Origin of the sequence: Streptomyces johnsoniae (genome assembly GCF_031845565.1) — a bacterium.
Lineage (GTDB): Bacteria > Actinomycetota > Actinomycetes > Streptomycetales > Streptomycetaceae > Streptomyces > Streptomyces johnsoniae.
Genome location: NZ_JAVREV010000007.1, coordinates 54,201 through 66,646, shown reverse-complemented (window position 1 = coordinate 66,646; position 12,446 = coordinate 54,201). Strand labels below are relative to the sequence as shown.

Here is a 12,446-nt window from a genome sequence, read left to right as displayed (position 1 = left end):
GTGCGATCTAAGTTCTGAATTGTTCGAAGTAGCGATCGGCGAACGAAATATCGAACGATCAGGGACCCGCATGAGCGACGCACCGCACACCGCCCGTTTCACCCTCGACCCCGCCTTCACCGTCTCCGCGGTGGACCCGCGCCTGTTCGGCTCCTTCGTGGAGCACCTGGGCCGGTGCGTCTACACGGGCATCTACGAGCCAGGACACGCGACTGCCGATGAGGCGGGGCTGCGCCGGGACGTTCTCGACCTGATCCGGGAGCTGGGGGTCACGGCCCTGCGCTACCCGGGCGGTAACTTCGTGTCGGGCTACAAGTGGGAGGACGGCGTCGGCCCGCGGGACGAGCGGCCCCGGCGGCTCGACCTGGCCTGGCGGTCCACCGAGAGCAACCGTTTCGGCCTGAGCGAGTTCGTCGACTTCGTCCGCAAGGTCGGCGGCGAGCCGATGCTGGCGCTCAACCTCGGCACGCGCGGTGTCGCGGAGGCGATCGAGCTCCAGGAGTACGCCAACCACGCGGGCGGCACCGAGCTGTCCGAACGGCGCATCGCGCACGGCGACGAGGAGCCGTTCGGCATCCGGCTGTGGTGCCTGGGCAACGAGATGGACGGCCCCTGGCAGACCGGCCACAAGACCGCGGAGGAGTACGGGCGACTCGCCGCGGAAACCGCCCGCGCCATGCGGCAGATCGACCCGGACGTGGAGCTGGTCGCCTGCGGCAGTTCGAGCCAGGGCATGGCCACCTTCGCCGCCTGGGAGGCCACCGTCCTGGAGCACTCCTACGAGCTGGTCGACCACATCTCGCTGCACGCCTACTACTACGAGCGCAACGGCGACCGCGACTCCTTCCTCGCCTCGGCGGTGGACACCGAGTCGTTCATCGAGAACGTCGTGGCCACCGCCGACCACGTCGGCGCCCGCCTGAAGTCGAAGAAGAAGATCAACCTCTCCTTCGACGAGTGGAACGTCTGGTACCAGGACGGCAGCGCCCCCACGCTCTCCGGCGAGGGGCGCGGCGACGACTGGGCGGAGGCGCCGCGGCTGCTTGAGGACAACTACAGCGTCACCGACGCCGTCGTCTTCGGCACCCTGCTCATCGCCCTGCTGCGGCACGCGGACCGCGTGAAGGTGGCCTGCCTGGCCCAGCTGGTCAACGTCATCGCGCCGATCGCCACCGAGCCCGGCGGCAAGGCCTGGAAGCAGACCACGTTCTTCCCGTTCGCCCAGGCGTCCAAGTACGGCCGCGGAACGGTCCTCGACGTGCGCGTCGCCGGGCCGACGCACACCACCGAGCAGTACGGCGAGGTCGGCCTCCTGCACGCCACGGCCGTCCGCGACGAGGACACCGGCGCGGTCACCGTCTTCGCCGTCAACCGCGACCAGACGCGGTCGCTCCCCCTTGAGGTGACGCTGCACGGCCTGGGCCTGACGCGGGTCGCGGAGCACAGCGTGCTCGCCGACGCCGACCCCGACGCCCGCAACACCGCCGCCGAGCCGGCCCGCGTGATCCCGCACGCCGCCACCGGCACGGCGCTGACGGACGGCGTGCTGACCGCCGGCCTGGAGCCGCTCTCCTGGAACGTCATCCGGCTGGCCTGACGGCAGACCGGCCCTGCCAGACCGGCCCCGCCAGACCGGGACCGCCGCCGCCCGTGACACGAACCGGGCGCCGGCGGTCCCGCCGTTCCGCGCCTCGGCGGACGAACGCCCCCTCCGCAACACCCCACGTTCACCTGATCCTCCCAGAGTGCCTGCGGCAGCTGTACAGCCATGAACCATCTGGGGAGCGACGCCATGGGCCACAGCCACGGACACGGACACCACCACCATCACCACGATCACGACCACGCGGCGGAGGCCGGACCGCTGCCCGCGGCCATGGACCCGGCGGTGCCCGACAGCGAGTTGAGCCCCGACCAGCTGACCCGCCGCACGATGCTGCGCCGCGCCGGCCTGCTGGGTGCCGGTGCCGCGGGGGCGAGCGTTCTGGGCGCCGCCGTGCCGGCCGCGGCCGCCTCCCGGCAGGCCGCACCGGCGGGCCGCGGCGGCAACGGCCGCGGGCGGCTGCACTGGCTGGCCGGCGACCACCACATCCACACCCAGTACAGCCCGGACGCCATGTACCGGGTGGTCGACCAGGTCGGCAACGGTGCGAGATACGGCCTGGACTGGATGGTCATCACCGACCACGGCAACGTCAACCACTCCCGCATCGGCGTCGAACGCGTCAACCCCGACATCCGGCACGCGCGGGAGGTGTACGAGGACACGCTCGTCTTCCAGGGCCTGGAGTGGAACATCCCGGCCGCGGAACACGCCACCGTCTTCGTCCACCCGGGCCGCCACGAGGTCTCGGTGCTCAAGCAGTTCGAGACCGACTACGACGGCGGCGTCAACGACGCCACCGACAGCACCCCGCGCAACGAGGCCCTGGCCATCTCCGGCCTCGACTTCCTCGCCGAGCAGGTGCGGCGGCGCAAGGTCAAGGACGCCCTGATGCTCGCCAACCACCCCTCGCGCAAGGGCATCGACTCCCCGCACGAGATCCGCGGCTGGCGCGACGCGCAGCCGCGGATCGCCGTTGGCTTCGAGGGCGCCCCCGGCCACCAGGCCGCCGGTATTCCCGCGCCGCACGGCTCGGGCAGCGGGCGCGGCTTCTACACCTCAAGCCCCGACGCCAACTCGTTCCCCGGTTACCCGGCGGAGAGCTACCGCACCTGGGGCGGCTTCGACTGGATGACCGCGACCGTCGGCGGGCTGTGGGACAGCCTGCTCGCCGAGGGCAAGCCGTGGTGGATCACCGCCAACTCCGACTCGCACAGCAACTACGGCGACACCTCCGCCCGGCCGGAGGGCTCCGACTACGACGCGAACGGCTACCACGACGACCCGGTGTACGCGGGCTCCGGACTCAACCTGACGGCCGGCGACTTCTGGCCGGGCCAGTACAGCCGCACGCACGTCGGCGCCCGCGACTTCTCCTACGCCGCCGTCATGGAGGGCATCCGTGAGGGCCGGATCTGGGTCGACCACGGGGGGCTGATCTCGGGCCTGGACGCGCAGCTGCGCGGCGGCAACCGTTCGGCGACGCTGGGCGGTTCGCTGCACGTCAGGCGCGGTACCAACGTCGAGCTGGTGCTGGAGATCTCGCTGGCGAACGGGCCCAACTGGGCGCAGTTCGTGCCGCGGCTGGCCCGGGTGGACGTCATCAGGGGCGCGGTCACCGGCCGGATCGACGACCAGGACGCCATGTCCGCGCCGGAGACGAAGGTCGTGAAGTCCTTCGAGGTGAACGAGTCCACCGGCACCGTCCGGCTGACCTACCGGCTCGGCCGGGTCGAGCGCCCCGCCTACGTCCGCGTCCGCGGCACCGACGGCAACCGCAGCCAGCCCGGCCTGAACGGCTCGGACGTGGACCCGGCAGGACCCGCGCTCGATGTGCTGGGCGACGCCGACCCGTGGGAGGACCTGTGGTTCTACTCCAACCCGATCTGGGTGCTGCCCGAGTGACCGTGATCGGTCTCGACGGCGGCGCGCGGACCGCGCGGGAGGCCGACCACCTGCTGCACCGGCTCGCGGAACGGCTGCCGCTGCCGGACGGCACCCACGGCTGCACCCACCCGCTGCGCGACCCCGAGCCGCGCGTCGTGCTGTCCCTGACGCTGCCCGACGACGCCGCCGCGCGCCCGGTCTTCGACCGGCTGCGCGACGGCGCCGCGGGCGAGGACGCCGCGGGCGGGGGCGTCGCCGCGGTGTGGGGGGAGCGGCGCGCGGGGGCCCGCGCGGCAGGAGCCGCCGCGGGCGCCGCCGCGGCGGCGGCCGGGACCGGCCGGGCGGTACTCTTCCCCGGCTGGCGGCTGCTGACCGGCAGCCTCAGCCTGGGCGAAGTGTTCGCGCGGACGGCGATCACCCGCGCCGAGGCGCTGGGCGGCACGGTCCCGCCGGCCTCCGCCGTGCTGGACACCCGCGGCCACGTGCGGCCGGAGGTGCGCGACGGAACGCTGCTGCTGCGCCTGATGCCCGCGCGCGGCGGCCAGTACGTCCCGTTCGAGATACCCGATCCGCACCCCTGCTGCGGCGCGCGCGCCTGACCGCGTCACGGCGGCCCGGGGCCGGGTGGTTCACCCGGCCCCGGACGTGGTACTACTGAAGTATGACCATGCGGAAGACGGCGATCTCCCTGCCCGAGGACCAGCTGAGGCGACTGAAGGCGGCCGAGGCCGCCGGGCGCATCCCCAGCGTCTCCGGCCACATCCAGGAGCTGCTGCGCCGGGACGAGGAGACCGCGGAGGTCACCGAGACCCTGCGGCGGCTGTTCGGCGACGAGGGGACAGGACCCGAGCACAGGAAGTGGGCGGAGCGCACGCTCGGTCTCGACGCCGCGTGACGGCCGACGCCATAGGCGGGCGGATTCTGGACACCTCGGCGCTGGTCGCCGCGGCCCGCGGCGATCTCTTCATGCGGGCGCTCCTCGAAACGGCGCACCAGCACGTCATCCCGCTGCTCGCGCCTGCGTCCTGCGTGGCCGACGCGGCGGCCGACCTGCATCCGCACGGCCGGGACGCACTCACCACGATCATGCGCTTCCCGCTCGTGACGTTCGCCGCGCTGGATGAGTCGCAGGCGGTCGGGTCCGGCATCCTGCGGTCCGCGCACCGCCCCGCCGCGACCACCCCCGGGCACGTCGCCTATCTCGCCGCCGCCCGGCAGTGGCCCGTGATCACCACGGCTCCCGGGCCACTGCGGACGCTCTACCCCGCCATCGCGATCGAGCTGCTGCCCTGACCGCGGCCGCCGGTCACCGCACGGTGAAGGAGTGCACGGTGGTGGAGCGGTAGGTGTCACCGGGCCGCAGCACGGTGCTGGGGAAGTCGGGCCGGTTCGGCGAGTCGGGGAAGTGCTGGGTCTCCAGGCACAGCCCGTCGCCCTGCCGGTAGGTCCGCCCCGACGTGCCCACCAGCGTGCCGTCCAGGAAGTTGCCGCTGTAGAACTGCACGCCGGGCTCGGTCGTCGACACCGTCATCAGCCGGCCCGACGACGGATCGTAGAGCGTCGCCGCCCGTTCCGGCTCGGGCGTGCTGCCCTTGTCCAGCACCAGGTTGTGGTCGTACCCCTGCGCGTGGAGCAACTGCCGGTGCCCCGCGCGCAGGTCGTCCCCGATGGTCTTCGCGCGCCGGAAGTCGAACGGGGTGCCCTCGACGGTGGCCGGCTCCCCGGTGGGGATGAGCGTCTCCCCGACGGGGGTGTAACGGCTCGCGGGCAGGCTCAGGCGGTGGTCGTGGATGCCGCCGCTGCCCTCGCCCGCGAGGTTGAAGTACACGTGGCTGGTCAGGTTGACCACCGTGGGCGCGTCCGTGGTGGCGCGGTAGTCGATGCGGAAGTCGCCGCGCTCGCCGAGCGCGTACTCGACCTCGACGTCCAGCGTGCCCGGATAGCCCATCTCGCCGTCCGGGCTGATGTAGCGCAGCGTCAGCGTGGCCGGTGCGGACGGTGTGACGTCCCACACCCGCTTGTCGAAACCGATGTCCCCGCCGTGCAGGCTGTTGGGGCCGTCGTTGACCGGCAGTCGGTACTCGGCGCCGTCGAGCGTGAAACGGCCCTCCGCTATGCGGTTGCCGTAACGGCCTATCAGCGCGCCGAAGTAGGGCGAGTCCGCCACGTACGGGTCGAGGCGGTCGAAGCCGAGGGACACGTTGGCGGCACGCCCGTCGCGGTCGGGCACCTCAAGGGACTGCACGATCCCGCCGTAGCTGAGCACCCGAAGCCTGGTGCCGCCGCGGGACAGCGTCCAGCGGTGCACCTCGGTGCCGTCGGCCAGCCGGCCGAAGGGCTCCCGCCGGGGTGCGCCGTCGGCTGCCGCGGCGGTCGGCTCGGCGGTGTCGTGTCCTGTGGTGGGCATGGGTGCTGGGCTCCTGATGGTGGTCAGTTGTCAGGTAGTCAGGTGGTCCTACGTTGTTGGTGGGTCGGACGGGCCGTCGTAAGGTCCAGAGATCCAGAGACACCGGGTATGGCTTTCAGGTGGTTGCCGTCGATGGCTCCCGACACCTGGCCGCCCGGTGTCTCACGACGACTCGGCCGCTGATTAGGAGCTGCGGGCCCCTCGGGGTGATCGCTGAGTAGGACCACGCTGGCGAGGTCGTCCGGACGAACAGCAGCATCGAACGACCGGAGGAACAGGTGGCCCAGATCTGGGCGGGCACGGACATCGGCAAGACCCACCACCACTGCGTGGTGCTGGACGCCGAGGGCAAGCGACTGCTGTCCAGGCGGGTCCTGAACGACGAGCCGGAACTGCTGAACCTGCTCGCCGACGTGCTGGCCATCGACGAAGACGCCGTCTGGGCGGTCGACGTCGCCGACGGCATGGCCACCTTGTGGATCAACGTTTTGCTCAACCACGGCCAGCGGCTCGTCTACATACCCGGCCTTGCGGTCAACCGGGCCTCGGCCGGTTACCGAGGCATGGGCAAGACCGACGCCAAGGACGCGACCGTCATCGCCGACCAGGCCCGCATGCGTCGGGACCTGACCGTCATCCAGCCGGACGACGAGCTCGCCGTCGAGCTGCGGGTCCTCACCGACCGCCGCAGCGACCTCAGCGCCGACCGCACGCGCCGGATCAACCGCCTGCGCAGCCAACTCACCGCTATTTTCCCCGCGTTGGAGCGAGCCATCGATCTGGGCAACGTCGGCCCGCTGGTCCTGCTGACCGGCTACCAGACCCCCGGCGCACTGCGCCGGACGGGCCGCAAGCGACTGGAGACCTGGCTGCACAACCGCAAGGTCCGTAGTGCCGAAGCCCTGGCCGAGGCCGCTATGGAGGCTGCCGAGCGCCAGCACACCGCCGTCCCCGGGGAGAAGATCACCGCGCAGGTGATCCACACCCTGGCGAAGGAGGTGATGGGCCTCAACGAGCAGATCGCCGAGATCGACAAGCTCATTGCGGCCCGGTTTCGCGACCACGACCTCGCCGAAGTGATCTCCAGCATGCCCGGCATCGGCCCGCTGCTGGGCGCCGAGTTCCTCGCTGCCACCGCCGGCGACATGAGCCGCTTCGGCAGCTCCGACCGCTTGGCCAGCTTCGCCGGAGTCGCACCGGTTCCCCGAGACTCCGGCAACGTCAGCGGCAACCTCCACCGCCCCCGGCGCTACCACCGCGGCCTGCAACGCGTCTTCTACACCTCCGCACTCATCAGCATCCGCAGCTGCGACGCGTCGCGTCGCTACTACGAACGCAAGCGTGCCGAAGGGAAACGCCACACCCAGGCAGTGCTCGCTCTGGCCCGGCGTCGGGTGAACGTCCTGTGGGCCCTGATACGTGACGGACGGTGCTTTCAACGCGAACTCCCTGTCACAAGCGCAGCTTGACAACAGCATTAGGAGGTGGTGGTGAGGCCGCGGCGTTTGTTCCAGATGTCGAAGGCGACGGCGAGGAGGAGGACGAGTCCTTTGATGACTTGTTGCCAGTCTTCGCCGATTTTGAGGAGTTGCATGCCGTTGTCGAGGACGCCGAGGACGAGGCCGCCGATGACGGCGCCGAGGACGGTGCCGACGCCGCCGGTCATGGAGGCGCCGCCGATGAAGGCGGCGGCGATGGCTTCGAGTTCGAAGAGGTTGCCGGCGCCGGTGGTGGCGGTGCCGGTGCGGGCGGTGAAGACGCAGCCGGCGAGGGCGGCGAGGGTGCCCATGTTGATGAAGACGGCCATGGTGACGCGTTTGTGTTTGACGCCGGAGAGTTGGGCTGCGGCGCGGTTGCCGCCGAGGGCGTAGATGTGGCGGCCGAGGATGGTGTTGCGCATGATGAAGCTGAGGAGGACGAGGAGGATGCCGAGGATGAGGAGGACGACGGGGGTGCCGCGGTAGCTGGCGAGGGTGAGGGTGAAGGCCATGATGGCGGTGGTGATGGTGGCGCATTTGAGGAGGAAGAGGCTTTTGGGGAGGGGGGTGAGGTCGTATTGCTGTTGTTGGGTGCGTTTGCGCCATTCCTGCCAGAGGACGGTGGCGCAGACGGCTGTGCCGAGGAGGAGGGTGAGGTTGTGGTAGTTGGTGTGGGGGCCGGTTTCGGGGAGGAAGCCCTGGTTGATGTCCTGGAAGCCTTGGGGGAGTCCTGACCAGGTGCGGCCTTCGAGGAGGATGCGGGTGGCTCCGCGGAAGAGGAGCATGCCGGCGAGGGTGACGATGAAGGAGGGGAGGCCGATGTAGGCGATCCAGAAGCCTTGCCAGGCGCCGATGGCGGCGCCGATGGTGAGGGCGAGGGTGAGGGCGAGGGGCCAGGGCATGTTGTGTTCGAGCATCATGACGGCGGCGGCGGCTCCGGAGAATCCGGCGATGGAGCCGACGGAGAGGTCGATGTGGCCGTTGATGATGACGATCATCATGCCGATGGCGAGGATGAGGATGTAGCCGTTCTGGTTGATGATGTTGCTGACGTTGCGGGGGAGGAGGACGTCTCCGCCGGTCCATATCTGGAAGGTGGTCAGCAGGGCGAGCAGGGCGATGATCATGCCGTACTGGCGCATGTTGGTGCGCAGGGAGGTGAGGACGAGGTGGGCCAGACCGGTGGGGGTGGGGGTGGTCTGGTGGGTGGTGTCCTGTGGCATGTCACCCTTCCTTGCGGTGCTCGGTGTCGGTGCCCGTGTGGGTGTCGGTGCCTGTGTGGGTGTGGGTGTGGGTGTCTGTGTGGGTGTGGGTGTGGGTGCCTGTGTGGGTGTGGGTCATGAGGTGCATGAGTGCCTCTTGGGTGGCTTCGGTGCGGTTGAGGGTGCCGGTGAGGCGGCCGGCGGTCATGGTGGCGATGCGGTCGCAGATGCCGAGGAGTTCGGAGAGTTCGGAGGAGATGAGGATGATGGCTTTGCCCTGGGCGGCGAGTTGGTTGATGACGGTGTAGATCTCGGCTTTGGCGCCGACGTCGATGCCGCGGGTGGGTTCGTCGAGGATGAGGATGTCGGGTTGGGTGTTGATCCAGTTGGAGAGGACGACTTTTTGTTGGTTGCCGCCGGAGAGGCGGCCGGTTTGTTCGAAGACGGTGGGGGTTTTGATGTTCATGGTGGTGCGGAAGTGTTCGGCGGTGGCGGTTTCGGTGTGGGTGTTGATGAGGTGGTGGCGGGTGATTTTGGGGAGGGCGGCGATGGTGATGTTGCGGGTGATGGTGTCGATGAGGTTGAGGCCGTAGGTTTTGCGGTCTTCGGTGACGTAGGCGATGCCGGCGTTGATGGCGTCGGGGACGGTGCGGGTGGAGACGGGTTGGTTGTGGATGTGGATGGTGCCGGTTTCGTAGCGGCCCCAGGAGCGGCCGAAGATGTTCATGGCGAGTTCGGTGCGGCCGGCTCCCATGAGGCCGGCGAGGCCGAGGATTTCGCCGTGGGCGACGCTGAGGGAGACCGAGTCGACGACGCGGCGGGTGGTGTCGAGGGGGTGGCGGACGGTCCAGTTGGTGATGGTGAGGGCGGTGTGGCCGGCGTCGGGTCCGGTGTAGGGGGTGCGTTGGGGGTAGTAGTGGGTGAGTTCGCGGCCGACCATGCCGCGGATGATGCGTTCCTGGGAGATGGTGGGGGGTGCGCCGGTGGTGGGGCGGACGGGGAGGGTTTCCACGGTGCGGCCGTCGCGGAGGATGGTGACGGAGTCGGCGATCTGGCGGATTTCGCCGAGTTTGTGGGAGATGAGGATGCTGGGGATGCCCTGGTCGCGGAGGCCGGTGATGAGGGTGAGGAGTTTGGTGCTGTCTTCGTCGTTCAGGGCGGCGGTGGGTTCGTCGAGGATGAGGAGTTTCACGCGTTTGGCGAGGGCTTTGGCGATTTCGACGAGTTGTTGTTTGCCGACGCCGAGGCCGGCGACGGGGGTTTGGGGGTGTTCGCTGTCCAGGCCGACCCGGCGCATCAGGGTTTCGGTTTCCCGTAGGGTGTCCGGCCAGGAGATGATGCCGGTGCGTGAGGCGCGTTCGTTGCCGAGGAAGATGTTCTCCGCGATGGACAGGTGGGGGATGAGGGCGAGTTCCTGGTGGATGATGACGATGCCGCGCCGTTCGCTGGCGCGGATGTCTTTGAAAGCGCAGGGGGTGTTTTCGAAGAGGAATTCTCCTTCGTAGGTGCCGTGGGGGTGGACGCCGCTGAGGATTTTCATCAGGGTGGATTTCCCGGCGCCGTTTTCTCCGCAGATGGCGTGGACTTCGCCGTGTTTCACTTGCATGTGGACGCCGTCCAGGGCCCGCACGCCGGGGAAGGTTTTGCCGATGCCGCGCATGTCGAGGACATGGTTTCCCATCACACATACTCCTGTTGTTGTTTGCGTGCTGGTTGGTCGCGGCCCGGGTCAGTCGAGGTCTTCCTCGCTGTAGTAGCCTTCTTCGATCATGATCTGGTAGTTGTCGGCGTCGATGCTGACCGGTTCCAGGAGGTAGGCGGGGACGGTTTTGACGCCGTTGTCGTAGCTTTCGGTGTCGTTGGCTTCGCATTCCTGGCCGCTCAGGAGTGCGTCGCTCATCGCGACGGCCTGCTGTGCGAGTTCGCGGGTGTCTTTGTAGACGGTCTGGGTCTGTTCGCCGGCGATGATGGACTGGACGGATGCCACTTCGGCGTCCTGGCCGGTCACGATGGGGAAGGGCTGTTCGGGGGTGCCGTAGCCGACGCTTTTGACGGCTGCCAGGACGCCCAGGGAGATTCCGTCGTAGGGGGAGAGGACGGCGTCCAGGCGCTGGGTGCGGTAGTCGGCGGTGAGGAGGTCGTCCATCCGTTCCTGGGCCTCGGCCCCGCTCCAGCCCTGGGTGGTGATCTCGTTCAGGTCGCTCTGGCCGCTGCGGATGGTCAGCTGGCCGGATTCGATGAACGGGGACAGGACGGACATGGCGCCGTCGTAGAAGTAGCGGGTGTTGTTGTCGTCCGGGGAGCCGCCGAACAGTTCGATGGTGAAGGTTTCGTTTCCGCCTTCGGTCAGGCCCAGTGCGTCCACGATGTACTGGCCCTGGAGGCGGCCGACCTGTTCGTTGTCGAACGTGGCGTAGCAGTCGACGTGTTCACTGTCCAGCAGCAGCCGGTCGTAGGAGACGACCGGGATGCTGGCGTCGGCTGCCTGCTGGAGTACGTTGCCCAGGGAGGAGCCGTCGATCGCCGCGATCACCAGCAGGTCGACTCCCTGGGCGATCATGTTCTCTACCTGGCTGATCTGGTTCTCGATCTGGTTCTCGCCGTACTGCAGATCGGTGTCATACCCGGCGTCTTCGAACAGGCGGACCATGTTCTCCCCGTCCGCGATCCACCGTTCCGAGGACCGTGTCGGCATCGCTATCCCGATCGTGCCGCCCTCCTCGTCCGGGTCCCGTTCCTGGCTCCCACCCGAATCCTGGCCACACCCGGCCACACCCAGACCCAGCACCACGGCCAACGCCGTCACACGGACCACACCCGACACACGGAACACGAGCAATCACGACCTCTCAGCAGGCGGAACCTCATCAAAACCAGCAACGCCGACAGAACCAGCGGAGCCGATGGAGCCGGTGAAACGGTTGAGCGGGCCGGGCAGGCGGGAGCCGAGCGGGGACATGCCGCTGTCGGCGCCGAGCCTGGCCAGCAGATCGAGGGCGAGGCGCCCGCGGCGCACGCGTTCCTTCGCGGTACTCAGTGTCACGTCGCGCAGGTGGGCCCCGAAGGGATAGATGCCGGGCGCCTTGCTGAGGCCGAACTTGAGATAGATCGGCGCGCCGCGGCGGATCAACTCGGCGGCGTCGTACATCCGCACGTAGCCGCCGAGATCGTCCGGCGCCTCCAGGTAGAAGTCCAGGGGCACGCGGGTGGCCCGGCGGATCTCCGTCAGGTGCTCAAGCGTGAGGTCGGAGGGGATGTTGACGGAGTCGGCGCCGAGCCCCTCGTGAACGCTGACGGCCGCCGGGTTCACCGGGCCGATGAGAGCCGAGACCTTGATCGTCGTGTCCGCGGGCAGCAGGCCCTGGTCCCGCAGCCGGTGCAGCACCCACAGCACGCCCTCGTCGGCCACCAGCAGGCAGCGGACGCCGAGCGAGGCGGCGCGCAGCGCGTCCTCGACGCAGCCGGCCACCGCGCCGTGGCCGCGGGCGCGCAGGCCGCCGCCGCCCGAGGCGGTGCGGGTGGAGGCGCCGATGTCCCAGGAGCCGCGCGGCCCGGTGAACAGGCACAGCTCCACGTTGGCCGCGGCGCACGCGTCGACCATCTCGGTGATTTCCGCGTCGGTGAGCATCCACACGCCGCTGCCCTGGCTGATGCGGTGGATGGGAACGTCGAGCCTGGCCGCCTCGGCCAGCACGGTGTGAAGGGCCTCCGGGCCTTCCACGGACGGTATTTCGGTGCGCCAGCCGCCCCCGTCGGGGAAAGCGTGCGGCGATGCGTCGGCGGGGTCGGCCACCGGGGCTGCGTAGCCGAGCGAAGCCAGGGCGGCCTGGCCCGGAAGGCGGGGATGGGCGGGGGCGGACTCAGACACG

11 protein-coding genes are annotated in these 12,446 nt (G+C 69.5%); 6 read left to right on the top strand and 5 right to left on the bottom strand.

Annotated features, from left to right (window positions below):
* Positions 1 to 70 precede the first annotated feature (70 nt).
* The 5 genes from arfA to RM779_RS14340 all read left to right on the top strand — a co-directional run bounded on the left by arfA (position 71) and on the right by RM779_RS14340 (position 4,783).
* Positions 71 to 1,597, top strand: a complete 1,527-nt coding sequence (arfA, locus tag RM779_RS14360) for an arabinosylfuranosidase ArfA (protein WP_311618070.1) — start codon at positions 71 to 73, stop codon at positions 1,595 to 1,597.
* Between the two features lie 195 nt (positions 1,598 to 1,792).
* Positions 1,793 to 3,508, top strand: coding sequence for a PHP domain-containing protein (locus tag RM779_RS14355; protein WP_311618069.1), 1,716 nt, complete (start codon positions 1,793 to 1,795; stop codon positions 3,506 to 3,508).
* Entirely contained in the window at positions 3,505 to 4,089 is a 585-nt protein-coding gene (locus RM779_RS14350; protein ID WP_311618068.1) for a hypothetical protein, read from the top strand. The genes RM779_RS14355 and RM779_RS14350 overlap by 4 nt, the downstream gene beginning before the upstream one ends.
* A gap of 62 nt (positions 4,090 to 4,151) precedes the next feature.
* Entirely contained in the window at positions 4,152 to 4,385 is a 234-nt protein-coding gene (locus tag RM779_RS14345) for a hypothetical protein (RefSeq protein ID WP_311618067.1), read from the top strand.
* Positions 4,382 to 4,783 (top strand): hypothetical protein, encoded by a 402-nt coding sequence (locus RM779_RS14340; protein WP_311618066.1) that lies wholly within the window; start codon positions 4,382 to 4,384, stop codon positions 4,781 to 4,783. Before RM779_RS14345 ends, RM779_RS14340 begins: the two co-directional genes overlap by 4 nt.
* 13 nt (positions 4,784 to 4,796) lie before the next feature.
* Here the strand turns inward: RM779_RS14340 and RM779_RS14335 are convergent, their stop codons facing one another.
* Positions 4,797 to 5,897, bottom strand: coding sequence for an aldose epimerase family protein (locus RM779_RS14335; protein ID WP_311618065.1), 1,101 nt, complete (start codon positions 5,895 to 5,897; stop codon positions 4,797 to 4,799).
* Positions 5,898 to 6,175: 278 nt separating this feature from the next.
* Between RM779_RS14335 and RM779_RS14330 the strand changes: the two genes are divergently transcribed.
* Complete coding sequence (locus tag RM779_RS14330; RefSeq protein ID WP_311618064.1) at positions 6,176 to 7,366, top strand: IS110 family RNA-guided transposase; 1,191 nt, start codon at positions 6,176 to 6,178, stop codon at positions 7,364 to 7,366.
* An 8-nt stretch (positions 7,367 to 7,374) separates the two neighbouring features.
* Here RM779_RS14330 and mmsB read toward each other — a convergent pair whose 3' ends face one another.
* From mmsB to RM779_RS14310, 4 genes are read right to left on the bottom strand one after another with little or no spacing between them, the layout of a single operon-like run.
* A complete protein-coding gene (gene mmsB, locus RM779_RS14325; RefSeq protein WP_311618063.1) occupies positions 7,375 to 8,598 on the bottom strand; it encodes a multiple monosaccharide ABC transporter permease in 1,224 nt (407 codons plus the stop codon).
* Position 8,599: 1 nt separating this feature from the next.
* Positions 8,600 to 10,258: an ATP-binding cassette domain-containing protein gene (locus RM779_RS14320; RefSeq protein WP_311618062.1), complete on the bottom strand. Its 1,659-nt coding sequence runs from the start codon at positions 10,256 to 10,258 to the stop codon at positions 8,600 to 8,602.
* Between the two features lie 48 nt (positions 10,259 to 10,306).
* Positions 10,307 to 11,410, bottom strand: a complete 1,104-nt coding sequence (chvE, locus tag RM779_RS14315) for a multiple monosaccharide ABC transporter substrate-binding protein (protein ID WP_394813299.1) — start codon at positions 11,408 to 11,410, stop codon at positions 10,307 to 10,309.
* A 6-nt stretch (positions 11,411 to 11,416) separates the two neighbouring features.
* On the bottom strand, positions 11,417 to 12,445 hold the full coding sequence (locus RM779_RS14310) for a hypothetical protein (protein WP_311618060.1): 1,029 nt from the start codon (positions 12,443 to 12,445) through the stop codon (positions 11,417 to 11,419).
* Position 12,446: the final 1 nt, after the last annotated feature.

What these genes read in the sequence shown, in the direction of transcription:
- arfA (WP_311618070.1), top strand. Translation starts at nt 71, where the DNA reads ATGAGCGACGCACCGCACACCGCCCGTTTCACCCTCGACCCCGCCTTC.
- RM779_RS14355 (WP_311618069.1), top strand. Translation starts at nt 1,793, where the DNA reads ATGGGCCACAGCCACGGACACGGACACCACCACCATCACCACGATCAC.
- RM779_RS14345 (WP_311618067.1), top strand. Translation starts at nt 4,152, where the DNA reads ATGACCATGCGGAAGACGGCGATCTCCCTGCCCGAGGACCAGCTGAGG.
- RM779_RS14335 (WP_311618065.1), bottom strand. Translation starts at nt 5,897, where the DNA reads ATGCCCACCACAGGACACGACACCGCCGAGCCGACCGCCGCGGCAGCC.
- mmsB (WP_311618063.1), bottom strand. Translation starts at nt 8,598, where the DNA reads ATGCCACAGGACACCACCCACCAGACCACCCCCACCCCCACCGGTCTG.
- RM779_RS14320 (WP_311618062.1), bottom strand. Translation starts at nt 10,258, where the DNA reads ATGGGAAACCATGTCCTCGACATGCGCGGCATCGGCAAAACCTTCCCC.